The following is an 18,683-nucleotide window of genomic DNA, read 5'->3' as shown; positions in this document are numbered from 1 at the left end:
AAATGTTTTGCTTCTATATTTTAAACTGGTCTTGGTGCGCTTCATCATGCGCATCAAGACTTGCTTTTTAAAGGAGATGCTTATGCTAAAACCGATATGGCTTACACTGATGGGTATTTTGCTGTTGTTAGGAACGACAGCATGCGTATCCGGCAGCGCCGAGCCGTCCATGCCGGCCTCTGCGGACAGCTCCGGCAACGAGCCGCGAATTGTATCAACGACGGTAGCAATTACGGAAATTATGGACGCTTTGGAGTTGGATTTGGTCGGGATTCCGACAAGCAGCAAAGAGCTTCCTGAACGATACAAGGATTCCACTCCGGTGGGCAATCCGATGAGCCCCGATCTGGAAAGAATCCGTTCGCTGCATCCGACCGATGTACTGTCCGTCACGACCCTTCAGTACGATCTTGAACCCAAATTTGCAGGAGCAGGTATTACGTCTGACTTTCTCAATCTGCAAAGTGTCTCTGATATGCAGCAGACGATCCGCAGACTTGGAGAGAAGTACGGACGCGCAGAGCAAGCTGCGGCGGTCACGGGACAGATTGACGCGAGGCTGGCGGAAATCAAGCAGCAGGTTAAAGGGAAACGGCAGCCGACAGTCCTTATTCTTCTGGGTGTGCCCGGCAGTTATCTGGTTGCGACCGAGCATTCCTTTATCGGTGATCTGGTGAAGCAGTCTGGTGGCATCAATATTGTCCAGGGTGAAAAAGTGGAGTATCTGGCGTCGAACACTGAATATTTACAGCAGGCCAATCCTGATATTATTTTGCGTGCAGCTCATGGAATGTCCGAGGAAGTGGTGAAAATGTTCGACCAGGAGTTTCAGCAAAACGATATCTGGAAGCATTTTAATGCCGTGAAAAATGGCCGTGTCTACGATCTGGAAGAACGATTGTTCGGAACGACCGCCAATCTTGCGGTAGGCGAAGCGCTGGATGAATTGACGGGTATGATGTATCCCGAGATAAGGAAGTCGTCCGAATGAGCAAAAAAGTATGGAGCTTTGTCATCGTCATTGTCCTTTTGCTCTATATGATTGTGCTGTCGGCAGTTACAGGCAGTCTGAAAATCGGCATGCTCGATTTTGTGCGCGGATTGTTTACAGGGGGGAATGAGACGGTTGAGGTCATTAAAGACCTGCGGCTGCCGCGGCTTATTGTCGCCTTATTCGCCGGAGCGTGCCTTGCGGTATCCGGTGCGCTGCTGCAGGCCGTTATGCGCAACCCGCTGGCGGATGCCGGTGTCATCGGCATTGCCTCAGGCGCCAATTTCTTTCCGACGGTAATGATTGTGCTGCTGCCGCAGTTGTATTATTGGTCTCCGCTGTTTGCCTTTTTGGGCGGTGCGCTGGCCTGTTTTCTCGTCTATACGCTTTCATGGAAATCAGGGCTGAGTCCCATTCGTATCGTGCTTGTGGGGATTGCGGTTAACGCCATGTTCACCGGATTAAATGAAGCTTTTGTGATCAGTTGCAGCTATCTGATGGGGACCAATCCTGATGCATCGGTATCCTCCAACATTTCGATGGAGACATGGAAGGATGTGCAGATGATTTCTACATATGGCTCTATCGGGCTGGTTATTTCTGTTATGCTGATAACCTGGTGCAACATGCTGGCGCTGCAGGACAAGACGGCGGCTAATCTGGGGCTGCGCGTCACGCGGGCGAGGATTGTCATTTCGGCGGCTGCAGTGCTGCTTGCGGGCGTGGCGACGGCTGTTGCCGGGGTTATTTCGTTCGTTGGATTACTTATCCCGCATATTGCCCGGCAGTTGGTAGGTTCGGATTACAAGGCTGTGATCCCTTTTTCCGCGCTGCTTGGTGCGCTGCTTATTCTGACTGCAGACACACTAGGCCGAACGGTGGTGGCACCGCTTGAAATTCCTGCATCGACGATCATGGCTGTCATTGGTGGTCCGTTCCTGATTTTTATGCTGCGGAAGGGGGACAGGGTATATGGAAATTAAGCAGGTTAGCTTCGCTTATGACCACAAGGTGAATCGTCTGCATGATATTACCGCGGATATCCCGGCAGGACAGACAACGACGATTATTGGACCGAACGGCTGTGGCAAATCAACGCTGCTCGGGGTCATGTCCAGAAACTATATTCCTTTGCAGGGTGAGGTTATGCTCGACGGTAAAGCGATTCATACATATACTCCCAAGGAGTTTGCACGAAAGCTGGCGATCGTTCATCAGCACAATGAGGCTCCTGCGGATCTGACTGTGGAGAAGCTTGTCAGCTACGGCCGTATGCCACACCGGGGCTGGTTTAAGCCGGACAGTGACGAAGAAGGGGCGGCCATCGAACGGGCATTGGCCGGAACGAATCTGCTGTCCAAACGGGATTTAACAATTGACAGCCTGTCTGGTGGAGAACGCCAGCGTGTCTGGATTGCCATGGCGCTCGCCCAGGATACTCAGGTGCTCTTTCTGGATGAGCCGACGACATATCTGGATATGTATTACCAGATTGAAATACTGGAGCTCGTAAGGCGGTTAACTACCGAATTTGGGATGACCGTTGTTATGGTTCTGCATGATATTAACCAGGCCATCCGGTACAGTGATCATATAATCGTGATGAACAATGGCCGTATCGTTGATCAGGGGGCACCGTCTGATATCGTTACAGAGGAGATGCTCTTTTCCGTTTACGGTGTCCGTGTTCATCTGCGAAGAGACGCTGATGCGGGACTATACGTCCTGCCTGCGGGAATATGATGCGGGCGGATATGGCTATGATCACACGTGTGACTGCTTTGTACCGGAAGCCGGTCGTACAAAAGGGACTAGGGGTGCTTTGGGCTGGCATTTTCTTGTTTGCCGCCTGCAGGCTGGCTGTGTATGCGGCTGACTATTATACGAACCGTCAGGTACTGGCGGAAGCGAGTCGGCTTTATCATCAGGAAATGGCGGTTACCGTGCCGGATGCAACGGGGGCAGAGCCCAGCGCTGCGGCATCTGACGGTGAGATCAGACCGCAATTCCGTCCTCTTTTGGCGATCAATCCAGACATTGTGGGCTGGCTGACGATCGATGGCACAGAGGTGGATTACCCTGTGGTGCAGGCGAGAGATAACGAGTTCTATCTGACCAGAAATTATAAACAGGAGCAGACGAGAGCCGGCAGCATTTTCCTGGATTTCCGGAACCGAGTTGAAGGAGCAGATCTGAACACCGTCATTTATGGTCACCGTATGAAGGACAATTCCATGTTTGGCGGATTGAAAAAATATCTGGATAAGGAATATTTTGCAGCGCACCGGACGATTTATTATGACACGCTGTACGGCAGCTACGATCTGGAGATTTTTGCGGTGTACCGGACAACTGCCGATTTTAATTACATACGGACTTCCTTTCATTCAGAACAGGAATATGCTGAATTTATCCGGCAATCAAAGCAGCGTTCCGAATATGAAACGGGTGTCAATGTAAGCACTGCGGACCGGATTGTTACGCTTTCAACCTGTGATTACGTATTGGATCCTGAGCAGGGGCGACTGGTCGTGCAGGCCAAGCTGGTGGAAAGGCGGGGCTGAACAGGACCAAATCGTTGACAAACAGATGAAACCATTATATTCTAGACACATCAAACCGAATAACAACCTAGGATTGTTACTGGTTATGCAGGCAAAACCTAAGTCGTGATAAAGAGTGGGCAGAGATGTCAACTACTTATTATGGCTTAGGTTTTTTGTTTGTCCTGATTTCCTTAAATGTACTTTTTAACCACTATATGGGGGTGTAAGTCGTGAGTTATGAAAAATTAGCTAAAGAAATTGTGAGCGGTGTCGGCGGCGAAAAAAATGTCGATTCACTTGTTCACTGTGCAACCCGGCTGCGTTTTGTTCTGAAGGACAATGCCAAGGCGGACAAAGCCAGGCTTGAGAAAACAGATGGAATTATTACGGTGAAGGAAAATGGAGGTCAATTTCAGGTTGTTATTGGCAATACGGTTCCTGAGGTATACAGCGCAATCGGCAAAATCAGCAGCATTCTTGACGAGTCCGGCTCCGGAGCAAAGGAAAAGGCGGACAGCGCTAAAAAAGGTTTTGGCAGCGTCATCGAAGTAATCTCCAGTATCTTTGCCCCGTTGATGGGAGTGATGGCTGGTGCGGGGATCCTTAAAGGATTGCTGCTGATTGCAAGCAATTTCGGCTGGCTGGACACGGCCGGATCGACCTATACTATCCTGTACGCCGCAGCGGATGCCTTGTTTTATTTCCTGCCTGTATTGTTAGCGGTTACTACAGCGAGGAAGTTCGGCGGAAATACGTTTACAGCCCTGACCATAGCTGGTGCCTTGCTCTATCCTGCAATCATTGAGCTGAAAAATGCAGGAACGGCAGCGAACTTCTTCGGTATTCCGGTGATCATGATGAGCTACTCGTCCACGGTTATTCCGATCATTCTATCCGTTATCGTCATGAGCAAGCTGGAGCAATTATGCAACCGTGTAATCCATGAGAGTATCAAAAATTTCGTTACACCACTCGTATCGCTCGTTGTGATGGTACCGCTTACGTTGATCGTATTTGGACCCTTCGGCGTTTACGTTGGTAACGGCATCGCAGATGCATTGCTGGCGGCATTTGCTTTCAGCCCGCTGCTGGCGGGAGCTATTTTGGGCGCATCCTGGCAGTTGCTTGTTATTTTCGGCGTACACTGGGGCCTTATTCCGGTGTTCATTAACAATGTCGCGGTATATGGCAAAGACGGTATCAAACCAGCAGCAACCGCTTCAGTCTTTGCACAGACAGGCGCTGCCTTGGGTGTCATGCTGAGAACGAAAAACAAAAAGCTGAAAACCCTTGCCGGTTCCGCAACGCTGTCCGCTCTGTTCGGTATTACCGAACCGGCTGTTTACGGGGTAACTCTGCCGCTCAAGCGGCCGTTCATCGCAGGTTTGATCGGCGGTGCTGTAGGCGGAGCCATTATCGGGCAAGCTGGCACGCAGGCCTTTGCATCCGGTGCTCCTGGTTTGCTGACACTGCCGATTTTTTACGGTCCAGGAGGACAAGGCTTCCCAGGTCTAATCATGGGCATTACGGCGTCGTTCCTGATCTCCGCTGTATTAACTTATATTCTGGGCTTCAAGGATCCGGTTGAAGAAGAAGATACAGCTAAGGCTGCTGTTGAGTTGGACAATGCTGCAAGCAAGCCAATCGGAAAATTCAGTGATAAAGCGCTCAGCCCACTGAGTGGAACGGTAGTTTCCCTGTCAGAGGTTCCTGATCCGGCTTTCGCATCGGAGGCCATGGGTAAAGGAGTTGCAATTGAACCGGCCACGGGCCGAATTGTCGCTCCATTCGAGGGAACGGTAACCGTCGCATTTAAGAAAAAGCATGCCTTAGCCGTTGTTTCGGATAAAGGAGCGGAGATTCTGGTTCATGTCGGAATAGATACGGTGAGGCTGAATGGCCAGCATTTTACGTCCCATATCCAGGAAGGCGATCGGGTTACGGCAGGACAGTTGCTGCTTGAGTTTGATGTGGAAAAGATTAAGGCAGCAGGATATTCTACAGTAACACCTATTATTGTAACGAACAGTCATGATTATGCAGACGTGCTCCCGCTTCAGCAGGGACAGGTGCGCGAGGGGGATGAACTGCTGCAGATTATTGGCGGCGGAGATGGAGAAGAATAGAATTCCTGATTTGTGCAATTTACTGTATAATCCAATTATCTTTCAGACCATCAATAATGCAACTGTAGATGGTTCCATTGATCATACAGGGGGGGGAATCATGGATATGGATGTACAGGCAAACGAAAAGAAGCCCTTTTTCACCAATTATATCAATCAGGTTCCAACGGGAAATATCATCGAAATCCTGGAAGCCCAAATTGAAGAGACGCTTGCCGCTTTGCAGCCTTTAACCGAAGAACAAGCGAAATTCAAATACGCTGCCGACAAATGGAGCATCAAAGAAGTTGTTGGTCATCTGATAGACAATGAGCGGGTATGGTCTTACCGGCTGCTGCGGATCGCACGTGGCGACAATCTGGTCTACCCTGGATATGAGCAGGATCAGTTTGTCAGAGAAGCTCAGTTTGACCGTATTCCCTATGTTGATTTGCTTGAAGAATTTAAATGGATCAGAAAATCCACGGCTTTCATGTTAAAAGGGCTTCCGGCAGAAGCATGGCAGCGGCAAGGTGTACTTAATCAGGATTCTCTGACCGTGAACCAGGCGGCCTACGTCATTGCAGGTCATGAGATTCATCATCAGAACATCCTTAGAGAACGTTATTTGCCTGAAATTAATAATTAGATAGGCCTGCTGCACAGAGAAGAATCGAGATAGAATTTTGTAAGTGTGAAAGCGAGAGGTCCCCTTCCTCATAAGGTGTTTTGCTTTAGGCGGGGGATGAATCGCTATTTTTTTTACTAAAAACCGAACATATGTGCTATAATCGAGCGAAAGCCCAAAGTCGCTCACTTTGGGCGAACTGCCCCTTTATCATAACTGGACAAGGAGGATTTTATTCCCGTTACCAAATCCGGTGCTTATACGTCTTCTATATGCTGGCTATTGACACACTTCCTTAGAACTGATTTAATTATGTAGACCAGTTGTTATAATTTTTGAGGGATGTGGTTCCATTGAGCGAAAAGTCTAGTGCCAAGGAAGCGATTGTCACTACAGCAGCAAGGCTTTTCTTTTCCCAAGGGTATCATGCTACCGGCCTTAATCAGATCATCAAGGAAAGTGATACGCCAAAAGGATCTTTGTATCATTATTTTCCATGTGGCAAAGAAGAGCTTGCGCACGAATGCATCCAGAAAGCAAATGAGCATACTATTCATAAATTTCGAAGCACGTTTGCTGCATATGACAATACAGGAGATGCGATCCGGCATTTCATTCATGACATGGCAGATGAGGCGGAGGCGGCTGGATTTACCGGATTTTTGCCATTCAGCTTCTGGGCGGCAGTCGAGACATCCTGCATAAGTGATAAGCTGCGCAGAGCCTGCCAGGAAGTGTTCACAGCCTGGCAGCAGATCATAGCGGAGCGGCTTCTTTTAGATGGCTTCACTGAGAAGAAAGCTTGTGAAACGGCGCTTTTGGTCGTTTCCATGATGGAAGGTGCATTAATTATCGGCCTGACTCACCAGAGTAAGGAACCGATGCTGAATGCGGCTGATTATTTGTCAGTTCTGATGAAGAACATTGATTTGATGAATTAAACAACTAAACGAGATAGAGAAGCTGAGGAGGATGGAAAGTGGAGGCAACCATGAAGGCTGGTTCTGCGAAGGATCAGCAGGAAACAAAGCAATACAAGGTAATTCCGATTTTATTTGCAATGCTGCTGAGCGGGTTTATCGGCCTGTTCAGTGAAACGGCCCTTAACGTGGCTATGACGCCATTGATGGACATTTTACAAGTTGGGCCAACTACGATTCAATGGCTAACCACCGGTTATTTGCTGGTGATGGGTATTCTGGTACCGGTTTCGGGTATGCTGCTGCAATGGTTTACTACCCGACAGTTGTTCACTACATCACTGTTATTCTCTATTGCAGGGACTCTGGTTGCGGCAATGGCACCGAGTTTTGAGCTTCTGATGGTAGCGCGGGTGCTTCAGGCGGCAGGTACAGCTTTGCTGCTTCCCTTGCTATTTAACACCATTCTGGTCATTTTTCCGATTGAAAAACGCGGATCTGCGATGGGATTTATCGGTCTTGTCATTATGTTCGCGCCGGCAAGCGGACCGACGATTTCCGGATTGATCCTTGCCAATCTGAGCTGGCACTGGATTTTCTGGACTTCGTTGCCGTTTTTCATTATTTCCCTGATTTGTGGTTTGATGTTTTTGCCTAACATTTCAAATTTGACCAAGCCTAAAATTGATATTCTGTCTATCGTTTTGTCTACGCTTGGCTTTGGGGGAATCGTATATGGATTCAGCAGCGTTGGCGGTCATGGTGAAGGCGGCGGCGGCTGGTCAAGCCCGATTGTAATCGCAACACTGGTAATTGGTGGGCTGGCGCTGCTGTTGTTCACCATTCGCCAACTACGGATGGAACAGCCGATGATGAATCTTCGTGCATTCAGATACCCGATGTTCACGATTGGTCTGATATTGATCTTTATCTGCATGATGATGATCCTGTCCTCCATGCTGATTCTGCCCATGTATTTACAGCAGGGAATGGCGCTCAGTGCTCTGACCGCCGGTCTGGTATTGTTGCCTGGCAGCCTGCTGAACGGATTTTTGTCTCCGGTCATGGGACGTCTGTTTGACAAGTTCGGTCCTAGATGGCTTGTAATCACAGGCATTGTGATTGTATCCGTGATCCTGTTTGTGTATACGGGAATCAGTCCAACTACGCATTATGGCTTAATTACTGCAATGCATTTGTTTATGATGGTTGGTATTTCCATGATTATGATGCCTGCCCAGACCAACGGATTGAATCAACTGCCATTCGAGTTTTATCCTCACGGTACGGCGATCATGAACACACTTCAACAGGTGGCGGGAGCGATCGGTACAGCGCTCGCGGTAAGTATTCTTAGCGCAGGCCAGACGAATTATTTGAATGGTGTGACTAATCCTGAAAGTGCTGAAAACCAATTGGGTGCCTTTACGGCTGGTGTACAGAACGCCTTCACGTTTGCCTTAATCCTTGCGCTGATTGGTGTGGTATGCTCACTCTTCATTAAACGGGTAAAAGTGGACAAACCAGTGGGCGAGCAAGGCCCAATGCATTAACAAATGAATTGATTTGACATTACCGAATAACACTGGGTCATCAAGCACCTGTTCAGTATAACCTCTATTCATCATGGAGGTGCTGGCAGGTGCTTTTTTGCTTTCCATATCATCCTAAATCTTCTCACAGTCCCCTATACCTTTCTTATGAAAGCGGTTATAATGGTGCCCACGCAGACGAAATTCGACAGGTTTTAACGACAAATATGAAGAATTCAGGTGTTAAATCCGATATGTTCAAATTTAATTTTTATACCAAAATCGTCACATTGGCCGTCATCATGATGATTCCAATCATGCTGCTTTATTTTTATTCGAATAAAATTACAACAGATGTTCTCAGCGAAGAACTCGGCGCCTCCAACATTAATCAATTGGTCTTTTTTCAGAGCCAGGTGAACACGAACATTGAGCTGCTCTCCTCCTGGCCGAATCTGCTCATTCATGATCCCGATATTTTAAGCTTTCAGGATATCTTTCTGGAGGATCAATATCTTGATCTGGACGCCATCAACCTGGTTAAGCGTATTCAAACAAAGCTAAGTATTCAGGAGAGCTCATCCAATTGGGACAGCAGCATTTCCATTTACTCGCCTTCGTTGGGCAGAGTCGTAACCGAGCGGGATGCGCAAAGATATGAGACCAGCGGTTTAAGAGAGGAGGTCAAGCCTGGATGGAAGGTTGAGAGGCAGGAACAGGATGGTAATGAACGGTTCGTTTTTTCTTGGCATACTGTGTCTCCATTCTCGGCTGTGCAGCATCCGGAGACCGCCAACACGATTATTAAAGTCGAGTTCGACAGCGGCAGCATTCAGGATATGCTGGACCGTTTTAAAAGTGATGGAAGAGGTGATCCCTTTTATTTCAGGAAGGATATGGGGGTTATCTACAACCGGACGGCGAATCAGGAGCTTATTGGCCGACTGCTGCGGGGGCTAGGGGACGGTGAGCTTAAGAATGGTGAAAATCGGACCCTGGAGGTGAACGGCAACAAATATATGGTCAGTATGGTCTTATCCGAGGCGACAGGCTGGTACCTGATTGACTATACGCCGCTTTCCGCCATTATGGAGCCGATCGATCAATCCAACCGGTTGTTTTATGTATCTGCTGGAGGACTGCTGCTGTTCAGTTTTCTTGCTGCTTACATGTTGTACTCACAGGTGCAGGTTCCGATTGGCCGGCTGGTTGCGGGCTTCAGGAGGCTTGCGGCCGGAGATTATTCTGTGCGCATGCAGCGTAAGGGAAGTCATGAATTCAGCTTCCTGGCTGATCGGTTTAATCAGATGGTGGAGCAGATCCAGCAGCTTTTTGAAAAGGTGTATATGGAAAAGATCCATGTGAGGGAAGCCCGCCTGAAACAGCTGCAGTCGCAGATTAATCCCCATTTCTTCTATAATTGCTTCTCCTTTATGACAAGCATGGCGAAGCTGAAGAAGCACGAGGCAGTCATTGCGATGTCCCATCATCTGTCGCGATACTACCGTTACACGACAAGACAGGAGCGGGAGCTTGTGCCGCTGGACGAAGAGATTGAATTTGTCACACATTATTTGGAGATTCAAAATATGCGCATGCCCCGTCTGAGCTACAGCATTGAGCTGTCGCCGCAGATGGGCCGATTATCTGTGCCGCCGCTCATAATCCAGCCACTGGTGGAAAATGCGGTTATCCACGGCATAGAGCAGAATGCAGACAACGGATTGATTCATGTGACTGCCGAATTCGAGCAAAGCTGCATGAAGATTCATGTGGATGATAACGGGAAGGGCATGAGCGAGATGGACATTTTTACGTTGGAACAGAAGCTGCGTAGTCCGATGGACGAAAAGATGGGCTGTGGTGTCTGGAATGTATACCAGCGTATGCGCTTGCGGTTCGGCGAAAACGCCGGGTTGGCTTTTGCACGCTCACCTTATGGCGGGTTACGGGCTACTTTGTATTGGACGGAGCCTGATTCTATAAATGTACTGGGGGAACACAGAAGTGATCAATATATTGCTGGTTGATGATGAAACGTATGTAACTGAAAGTCTGGCTGTAACCCTTCCATGGGAAGAATTAGGGATCAACGGAGTCTATCAGGCGGCTTCAAGCATGCAGGCGCTGGCCGTTATGGAAAAGCAGGATATTGATATTCTGGTTACGGATATCCGCATGCCGGGCATGACAGGGCTTGAGCTGATCGAAACCGTCGGCGATCGCTGGCCGCATATCCGCAGCATTCTGCTTACGGGCCATTCGGATTTTGAATATGCGAAGAAAGCGATTCAGTTGCAGGCTGTTGATTACATTCTGAAGCCGGTCAACGACGATGAACTGCTGGCAAGTGTAACAGGGGCTATGGAATCGCTGAAGGAAGAGTGGGAGACCTTCGACAAAATGCATAAGCTCATGTACAGTCGCAAAACGGATATCGGTATTCTGCGAACCCAGCTTATGCATGACCTTTTGTTGGGCAGAAAGCTGTCCATCAAAAGTGTCCAGGATAAACTAAGCGCTTATGAGATTGCATTCCATACCGATGCTCACTCCGTTATGCTGCTGATTCAACTGGGCAGACATTTTACGGATATGGATCATCACTCGGTGTCTCTGATTGAATACGCGATTGGCAACATTGCAGAGGAAGTATTCGCCGGTAGTTTTAACGTGTGGCACTGTAAAGCCCCGCATGACTGTCTCGTTCTGCTGGTGCAGTCGAAGGAAGACAACTGGAGCGCCAAGGAATGGAGTGCGGAGTATGTCAAGCTGCGCAGGGAGCGTCTGGAAATGGAGGTTGAGGTTTTCCGCAAGCATGTCAGCAATTATCTGAAAGGTAATATTACCGTGCTGATTACAGACGGGTTCATCTTCCCGGAGGAACTGCCAGCGGCTTACCGGTCTGGACTTAGCTCTATGTATCTATCACAGCATACTGAGGCAGGGGCGGTTCACTTTCTTGAAGATCAGCCGAATCGTCCTTCGGCGGTAAAGCCGCTGGAGTCTTTATATAAGCCGCCGACTCTCATCCACCTGCTGGAATCTATGCAATGGGAGGCGGCAGGCAGCAAGATTGAGCAGGTATTTGCGGATATGGAGAACGGCTCCTTTTCACGCGAGCATTTGTATGAGGTGTATTTATCCGTTACCAATGCGCTGATGTATATATCCCATAAACAGGGCCGGCTGTTCTATCAGCTTGATCAGACCGGGCTGGATCCGCTTTCCGCCCAGGGGGTAATGCATTCCCTTCCGAAGCTGAAGGAGTGGACTCATGCGGTCATGGACAAGCTGCGGACAGAGCTTTCCGCGAATGAACAGCAGTCCAAGCGTTATGTCATCAAGCAGGTACAGGAGCTGGTATCCAACGACAATGGGCAGGAGTTGTCTGTGAAGACGATTGCCGACCAGGTATACCTGCATCCAGTGTATTTGTCCAAAATTTATAAGGCGGAAACCGGCGAAGGATTGGGCGACTATATCATCCGTATGCGTATGGAGAAGGCGCTGTATCTGCTCAAGCATACCAACAAGAAAATCTATGAAATTACAACCGAGCTGGGATATCAAAACCCGCAATATTTCAGTAAAATGTTCAAGAAACATTACGGAATGACCCCGAATGAGTTCAGGGATCAATGATGTTGGCAAAGGTGCAGAAATCTTCATTTAATGACATAGGACCGCGCGACATAGCCCTCTATAATAATATTTGTAGATAACATGACTTGAGGGGGAACAACTATGCAAGCCTTTTCAAAAAAACGCTTCCTGCCGCTGCTTGCCGCTACCCTGGTGCTGGGTGCAGGCTTGGCCGGATGCTCGGGCAAGCAAGCTGAGAGCGATTCATCCGCTGCGGTTAATACTGAAAACGTGTACAAAGAGAAATACGACCCGGAAGTTACCATTAAAACGGTATGGGGAGTAGATCCGGCGTTGAAATTCAAAAATGGCGAAACGATCGAAAATAATGTCGCCACGAAGTGGGCCAAGGAGAAGTTTGGCATTAATATCCAATCGCTCTGGTCGGTAACAGATACGAACGGCGCATTTGCCACGAAGCTGCGTCTGGCTATGTCGTCCGGACAGGAAATGCCGGATGTGGTGACCATTGGTACGGAAAATAATACGCTGGCACAGGATTTGATCGATTCTGGCATGTACGCGGAAGTGGGGCCGCTGTTCGATAAATATGCATCAGATACCTGGAAGGAAGCGACGAACCAGGATCCGAACGTATGGAATCAGTACAGCCGTGACGGCAAGAAAATGGGCATTCCGGTTCTGGATTTCGCTTACAACCATGACTACGTGCTTTGGATCCGTCAGGATTGGCTCGATAAGCTTGGTATGAAAGCACCCCAAACGATGGACGAGTTGGAACAGGTGATGGATGCCTTTAAAAATCAAAATCCTGACGGCTTGTCCCCGGACAAAGTCGTTCCGCTCAGCATTGGCTTTAAAACATCCATGAATACGTGGATGGGTGATCCGTCATGGGTATTCGGCGCTTACGGCACTCTGCCGCAGCAGTGGAATGCCGGTGCGGACGGACAACTGGAATACGGTTCTGTTCATCCGGGAATGAAGCAGGGACTGCAGAAGCTTAATGAATGGATGAGCAAAGGATATATTCCTCAGGAAGCCGCGCTGTGGGATGAGAACAAGACGGCGGAGCCGGCGGTTGCCGGTACGGCCGGCATTCTCCCCGGACCTTACTGGATGAGCGGCTGGCCGCTGCAGGATACGGTGAAAAACGCGCCGGACGCCTTATGGAAACCGATCACGATTCCAGCAGGACCTGACGGCACCGCCATGCGCCATGGTACCCAGTTTACGAACGGGGTTGTGCTGATCAACAAAAAGATGGAGCATCCAGAGGCCTTCTTTACGTACCAGAACTATCTTTTTGATCATTTTGCTACCTCTGATCCGGGCAGTGAGTTCAAGAACGGGCTTTTCGAAGGTTATGATTATGAGCTTGACGCAAGCGGCAAGATGGTTCCTATGGATCAGATCGAAGGCGGATACGTCAACACGGTGCGTTATCTGCTCGTCCGAGACGGGGCACGTATTCCGGATGCCCAGATGAAAGCTCTGCTCAAGCTGGCCGAGGGGGGCGAGCCGACTACACGCCTCGAAAAAGACGTAGCAGTGAACTATGGCAAAGATACACCCGCAGCGGCTCAGGTGCTGCTGACACAGAAGGACATTTCCAAGAAAAATATGTTCACAGGCCCGACAACGGAAACGATGAAATCCAAGCTCGACTATCTCAACAAAATCGAGAGCCAGACCTTCAACGAAATCATTTACGGCAGACAGCCACTCGATACGTTCGATACCTTCGTGCAGACCTGGAAAGCAGGCGGCGGCGACCAGATTACAATGGAAGTCAACGAATGGTATAAGAGTGTAAAAAAATAATCTTCAGACTTCCTCCGGCGAACAGCCGGACATAGAAGCGGCCCGGATTCCCGGCCGCTTTTTTAGTTGAGCGTGCCCAGCAAAGCACGCAGCCAGCGGAGAGAACGAAGCAATTCCGGAAAAGCGGAGCGTCCGCCTTTGGCCCGGAGGGTCAACAGCGGTTGGAGGAATGCTTCGTTCTCGGAGCCCCTCCCATAACCAGAAAAAGAGGTTGCTTTTGTGCCATTTATATTGGTTTTAACCGCTGTTTGGGCGGACAGACCGTTGCTAAAATGAACATATAGATTGAGTTACAGGAGGACCCTTTATGAGAAGTTTGCGTAAAACATGGCCGTTTCACGTCATGCTGCTGCCTGCGGTCATATTTCTAATGATCTTCAGCTATATCCCGATGGGCGGTATTATTATGGCCTTTCAGGATTACAAACCGTGGCTGGGGTTTGGTGGATCGGAATGGATCGGATTGGACAATTTTCGCTATTTGTTCGAACGAGATGACAGCGTGCAGGTGATTTGGAACACTCTGATTATTGCCGTGCTCAAAATGGTGTTTAACCTGCTGGTCCCGTTCGTATTCGCGATATTGCTGAATGAAATCCGGCAGATCGGGCTGCAGCGCTCTATTCAGACGCTGGTATACTTGCCGCATTTTCTGTCATGGGTTATTCTTGGCGGCATTCTGATTGACCTGCTGGCGGCCGACGGGTTTGCCAACCGAGTGCTGGGTATGATCGGCATCGACCCGATATTTTTCCTCGGTGATAATAACTGGTTCCGCTTCACGGTCGTCGTATCAGATGTGTGGAAGGAGTTCGGGTACAACACGATCATCTTCCTGGCGGCATTGGCGGGCATCAATCCTTCCTTGTATGAAGCGGCCGAGATGGACGGAGCAAGCCGTTGGAAGCAGACACTTCACATCACGATGCCTTCCATGCTGCCGATGGTTGTTGTAGTGGGAACGCTGGCGCTGGGCAACGTGCTGAACGCAGGTTTTGACCAGATCTTTAACCTGTACAACCCGCTGGTGTATGAGAAAGGTGATATTATCGATACCTTCGTCTACAGAACGGCGATTTTGAATGGGGAAATGGGCTTCGGAACCGCGATCGGGCTGTTCAAATCGGTCATCAGCATGATTCTGATCCTGATTTCGTACCGTCTTGCCTACAAATGGGCCGGTTACCGGATATTCTGAAAATGATAGATGTTTTCTTGAGAAAGAGGGAGAGCGATGTATCAAAAAACACTGCCATACCGTATATTCAATATTTTCAATACTTGCTTTCTGATTTTTCTGGCCATCATGTGTATCGTTCCGCTCATTCATGTGCTGGCGGTATCCTTCAGCGCCAAGGCGGCGGCGGACGCCAATCTCGTCGGCTTGTGGCCGGTCAATTTTTCGCTGGAAGCCTATAAGAAAACGATTGATAACCCGGTCTTTCTGCATTCCATCTGGGTGTCTGTCAAACGAACAGTGCTCGGTACGGCACTTACGCTGCTCGTTACCTTCCTGGCTGCATACCCGCTGTCCAAGGAAACGGCCGTATTCCGCAGCAGAAGCATCTATTCCTGGCTGTTTGTATTCAGCATGGTGTTCAGCGGCGGGCTGGTGCCTTTTTACATCGTTATTCAAAAACTCGGTCTGATCGACAGCTTCTGGGTGCTTGTCCTGCCAAGCGCAGTGAACACGTTCTTGATCATTCTGATGCTAAACTTTTTTCGCGGTATTCCGAAGGAGCTGGAGGAAGCGTCTCTGATAGACGGAGCCGGGCATTTCCGGACACTCTTCAGCATTTATTTGCCGGTATCGCTACCGTCCATCGCCACTATCGGCTTATTCAGTATGGTATATCACTGGAATTCCTGGTTTGACGGACTGCTGTATTTGAGCAATTCCAAGGATTATCCGCTGGCTACGTTCCTGCAAACCGTAATCATCCAGCGGGACATGAGCTCCATGAGCATGAGTCCGACCGAGATGGAACTGCTGTCCCAGACAACCGTAAATGCCGCGCAGATCTTTATCGGTGCTGCACCGGTTCTGATCGTATATCCTTTCCTGCAAAAGTATTTTGTGAAAGGAATGACACTGGGTTCTGTCAAAGAATAATTCAGCTAGAATTTAGAAGAAAATCTCATCTACCGATAAAGGAGAATTCCAAATGACATTTAAATATCCGCCCATAAGTCCCCGCGTGCCTGTCATGCTGCATGGGGCTGACTACAATCCCGAACAATGGCAGCGCTACCCTGAGGTGCTGGAAGAAGACATCCGTTTGATGAAGCTGGCCAAGTGTAATGTGATGTCTGTCGGTATTTTTTCATGGGTATCGCTTGAGCCTGAGGAAGGTGTGTTTACGTTTGAATGGCTGGACAGCGTGCTCGACCGCTTCGCCAAGAACGGCATATACGCGTTGCTGGCAACACCGAGCGGTGCCCGGCCAGCCTGGATGTCCCACAAGTATCCGGAGGCGCTGCGCGTTGGGGCCAACCGGGTACGCAATCTGCATGGGTTCCGGCACAATCACTGTTATACATCCCCTGTTTACCGGGAAAAGGTTAACATCATGAACAGCAAGCTGGCCGAGCGTTATGCGTTTCATCCTGCCGTTATCGGCTGGCATATCTCCAATGAGTTTGGAGGCGACTGCCACTGTGACCACTGTCAGGACGCTTTCCGTCAATGGACAAAAACCAAATACGGCACATTGGAAAGTCTGAACCATTCCTGGTGGACAACGTTCTGGAGTCATACGATTACGGATTGGAGTCAGGTGGAGTCCCCGGCACCACACGGCGAGACACAGGTGCATGCGATGAACCTGGACTGGAAGCGGTTTGTGACTCACCAGACGGCGGATTTTATCAGACATGAGATCAGACCTTTAAAAGAGGCCAACCCGGAGCTGCCTGCAACGACGAATTTGATGGAATTTTTCGAAGGCTTGGACTACTGGAAGCTCGCGGATGTGCTGGATGTCCTGTCCTGGGACAGCTATCCGACCTGGCATGACCGTGGAGAGAGCGACAGCCGTCAGGCTGCTCATGTGGCGATGATGCATGATATCGTGCGCTCCATTAAAGGCGGTCAGCCGTGGATGCTGATGGAGAGCACGCCAAGCCTGACAAATTGGCAGGATGTCAGCAAGCTCAAGCGTCCGGGTATGCATGCACTGTCTTCTTTGCAGGCAGTCGCGCATGGGTCTGATACGGTGCAATACTTCCAATGGCGCAAAAGCAGAGGCTCCAGCGAGAAGCTGCACGGGGCGGTTGTGGATCATGCCGGACATGAGCATACCCGCGTATTCCGCGATGTACAGGATGTCGGAGACGCGTTGGAAAAATTGCAAGAGGTCGTCGGTACGACGGTGCCTGCGGAAACGGCTGTAATTTTCGATTGGGAAAACCGCTGGGCTATCAAAGATTCGCAGGGCCCCCGCAACGTCGGTATTAAATATGAAGAAACTGTGGAGGCTCATTATCTGCCGTTCTGGGAACAGGGTGTGCCAGTGGATGTCATTAACATGGACGCCGACTTCTCCCAATACAAGCTGCTAATTGCTCCGATGCTGTACATGGTGCGTCCCGGGGTTGGCGAACGGATACAGCAGTTTGTCGAAAAGGGCGGCACCTTTGTAGCGACCTACTGGTCCGGGATCGTGGACGAGAACGACCTTTGCTTCCTAGGAGGTTTTCCGGGGCCGCTGCGCACAACACTCGGCATCTGGTCCGAGGAAATCGACGGCTTGCATGATCATGACCGCAACGGAATAATTCCAGTACAGGACAATGAACTGGGACTTGCTGGCGAATACGATGTATTCGAGCTCTGCGACCTGATCCATACGGAAGGTGCGGAAGTGCTGGCAGCCTACAGTTCGGACTTTTATGCGGGACGTCCTGCAGTGACTGTGAACCGGCTCGGCAAAGGCAAGGCGTATTATATCGCTGCCCGCAGTACGGCTGATTTCCACAAGGACTTCTACGGAAAGCTGATCGAGCAGGCAGACATTCGCAAGGCTATGCATGCCGACCTGCCATCCGGCGTCAATGCCGCTGTACGAACCGACGGAGAGCAGGACTTCGTATTCCTGATGAACTTTGAAAATAAACCTAAAACAGTTCACCTCAAAGATTCCACATACACGAATCTTCTTGACGGGGAAGCGGTGCAAGAAACTGTTGATTTAGAGCCTTACGGCGTCAAAGTTTTCAAGCGCCCATCAGCTCTCAACTAGTTTAAAGCAGCAGGGCAGGAAAGGTGGTTCCCAAAACTCAGTTCTTTTACAGAGGAATCGCCTTCCTTGCTTTTACAAGTAGCAAAGACCAAGAACAGGGTAACCCATCCCTGTTCTTGGTCTTTTTCCCCCGGCAAGCAATCAAAGGAATGTCCCTTTGATTGCTTGCCGGGGTGCTTTTAGTTGAACTAAGCACCGCAGCAGCGGAGAGAACGAAGCAATTCCGGAAAAGCGGAGCGTTCGCCTTTGCCCCGAAGGGGCAACAGCGATTGCAGGAATGCTTCGTTCTC

The 18,683-nt window shown here is 49.6% G+C and carries 14 protein-coding genes; all 14 read left to right on the top strand.

The genetic code is table 11. The features are described 5' to 3' along the window. Positions 1-76 precede the first annotated feature (76 nt). The 14 genes from isdE (at position 77) to OIN60_RS10270 (ending at position 18,393) form a co-directional block, all read left to right on the top strand. Complete coding sequence (gene isdE, locus OIN60_RS10335; protein ID WP_370872491.1) at positions 77-991, top strand: heme ABC transporter substrate-binding protein IsdE; 915 nt, start codon at positions 77-79, stop codon at positions 989-991. Beyond that, positions 988-1,974: a FecCD family ABC transporter permease gene (locus OIN60_RS10330; RefSeq protein WP_305754790.1), complete on the top strand. Its 987-nt coding sequence runs from the start codon at positions 988-990 to the stop codon at positions 1,972-1,974. The genes isdE and OIN60_RS10330 overlap by 4 nt, the downstream gene beginning before the upstream one ends. Continuing rightward, positions 1,964-2,734 carry an ABC transporter ATP-binding protein gene (locus tag OIN60_RS10325; protein ID WP_305754789.1) on the top strand — a complete coding sequence of 257 codons (771 nt, stop codon included), beginning with the start codon at positions 1,964-1,966 and terminating at the stop codon, positions 2,732-2,734. The genes OIN60_RS10330 and OIN60_RS10325 overlap by 11 nt, the downstream gene beginning before the upstream one ends. Positions 2,735-2,751: 17 nt before the next feature. Further along, complete coding sequence (gene srtB / locus OIN60_RS10320; RefSeq protein WP_305754788.1) at positions 2,752-3,555, top strand: class B sortase; 804 nt, start codon at positions 2,752-2,754, stop codon at positions 3,553-3,555. 212 nt (positions 3,556-3,767) lie between these two features. Further along, positions 3,768-5,663, top strand: a complete 1,896-nt coding sequence (locus tag OIN60_RS10315; protein WP_305754787.1) for a beta-glucoside-specific PTS transporter subunit IIABC — start codon at positions 3,768-3,770, stop codon at positions 5,661-5,663. 100 nt (positions 5,664-5,763) lie between these two features. Continuing rightward, positions 5,764-6,291: a DinB family protein gene (locus tag OIN60_RS10310; protein ID WP_305754786.1), complete on the top strand. Its 528-nt coding sequence runs from the start codon at positions 5,764-5,766 to the stop codon at positions 6,289-6,291. Between the two features lie 332 nt (positions 6,292-6,623). Continuing rightward, a complete protein-coding gene (locus OIN60_RS10305; RefSeq protein WP_305754785.1) occupies positions 6,624-7,211 on the top strand; it encodes a TetR/AcrR family transcriptional regulator in 588 nt (195 codons plus the stop codon). Between the two features lie 50 nt (positions 7,212-7,261). Beyond that, positions 7,262-8,743, top strand: a complete 1,482-nt coding sequence (locus tag OIN60_RS10300) for a DHA2 family efflux MFS transporter permease subunit (protein WP_305755516.1) — start codon at positions 7,262-7,264, stop codon at positions 8,741-8,743. 233 nt (positions 8,744-8,976) lie between these two features. After that, positions 8,977-10,752 (top strand): sensor histidine kinase, encoded by a 1,776-nt coding sequence (locus OIN60_RS10295; RefSeq protein ID WP_305754784.1) that lies wholly within the window; start codon positions 8,977-8,979, stop codon positions 10,750-10,752. Then, on the top strand, positions 10,730-12,367 hold the full coding sequence (locus tag OIN60_RS10290; RefSeq protein ID WP_305754783.1) for a response regulator: 1,638 nt from the start codon (positions 10,730-10,732) through the stop codon (positions 12,365-12,367). The genes OIN60_RS10295 and OIN60_RS10290 overlap by 23 nt, the downstream gene beginning before the upstream one ends. Positions 12,368-12,469: 102 nt before the next feature. After that, a complete protein-coding gene (locus tag OIN60_RS10285) occupies positions 12,470-14,152 on the top strand; it encodes a type 2 periplasmic-binding domain-containing protein (RefSeq protein ID WP_305754782.1) in 1,683 nt (560 codons plus the stop codon). 307 nt (positions 14,153-14,459) lie between these two features. Continuing rightward, complete coding sequence (locus tag OIN60_RS10280) at positions 14,460-15,350, top strand: ABC transporter permease (RefSeq protein ID WP_305754781.1); 891 nt, start codon at positions 14,460-14,462, stop codon at positions 15,348-15,350. Between the two features lie 36 nt (positions 15,351-15,386). Continuing rightward, the gene (locus OIN60_RS10275) at positions 15,387-16,265 is read left to right on the top strand and encodes a carbohydrate ABC transporter permease (protein ID WP_305754780.1); all 879 of its coding nucleotides are present in this window, start codon (positions 15,387-15,389) and stop codon (positions 16,263-16,265) included. Positions 16,266-16,317: 52 nt separating this feature from the next. Further along, positions 16,318-18,393 carry a beta-galactosidase gene (locus tag OIN60_RS10270; protein WP_305754779.1) on the top strand — a complete coding sequence of 692 codons (2,076 nt, stop codon included), beginning with the start codon at positions 16,318-16,320 and terminating at the stop codon, positions 18,391-18,393. The last annotated feature ends 290 nt before the right edge of the window (positions 18,394-18,683 follow it).

Source organism: Paenibacillus zeirhizosphaerae (assembly GCF_030705605.1).
GTDB lineage: Bacteria > Bacillota > Bacilli > Paenibacillales > Paenibacillaceae > Paenibacillus > Paenibacillus zeirhizosphaerae.
This window is presented reverse-complemented; position numbering and strand designations above follow the sequence as displayed.

Coding starts and splice junctions, on each gene's coding strand:
- isdE (WP_370872491.1), top strand. CDS start 77: ATGCTTATGCTAAAACCGATATGGCTTACACTGATGGGTATTTTGCTG.
- OIN60_RS10330 (WP_305754790.1), top strand. CDS start 988: ATGAGCAAAAAAGTATGGAGCTTTGTCATCGTCATTGTCCTTTTGCTC.
- OIN60_RS10325 (WP_305754789.1), top strand. CDS start 1,964: ATGGAAATTAAGCAGGTTAGCTTCGCTTATGACCACAAGGTGAATCGT.
- srtB (WP_305754788.1), top strand. CDS start 2,752: ATGATCACACGTGTGACTGCTTTGTACCGGAAGCCGGTCGTACAAAAG.
- OIN60_RS10310 (WP_305754786.1), top strand. CDS start 5,764: ATGGATATGGATGTACAGGCAAACGAAAAGAAGCCCTTTTTCACCAAT.
- OIN60_RS10300 (WP_305755516.1), top strand. CDS start 7,262: ATGAAGGCTGGTTCTGCGAAGGATCAGCAGGAAACAAAGCAATACAAG.
- OIN60_RS10295 (WP_305754784.1), top strand. CDS start 8,977: ATGTTCAAATTTAATTTTTATACCAAAATCGTCACATTGGCCGTCATC.
- OIN60_RS10285 (WP_305754782.1), top strand. CDS start 12,470: ATGCAAGCCTTTTCAAAAAAACGCTTCCTGCCGCTGCTTGCCGCTACC.
- OIN60_RS10280 (WP_305754781.1), top strand. CDS start 14,460: ATGAGAAGTTTGCGTAAAACATGGCCGTTTCACGTCATGCTGCTGCCT.
- OIN60_RS10275 (WP_305754780.1), top strand. CDS start 15,387: ATGTATCAAAAAACACTGCCATACCGTATATTCAATATTTTCAATACT.
- OIN60_RS10270 (WP_305754779.1), top strand. CDS start 16,318: ATGACATTTAAATATCCGCCCATAAGTCCCCGCGTGCCTGTCATGCTG.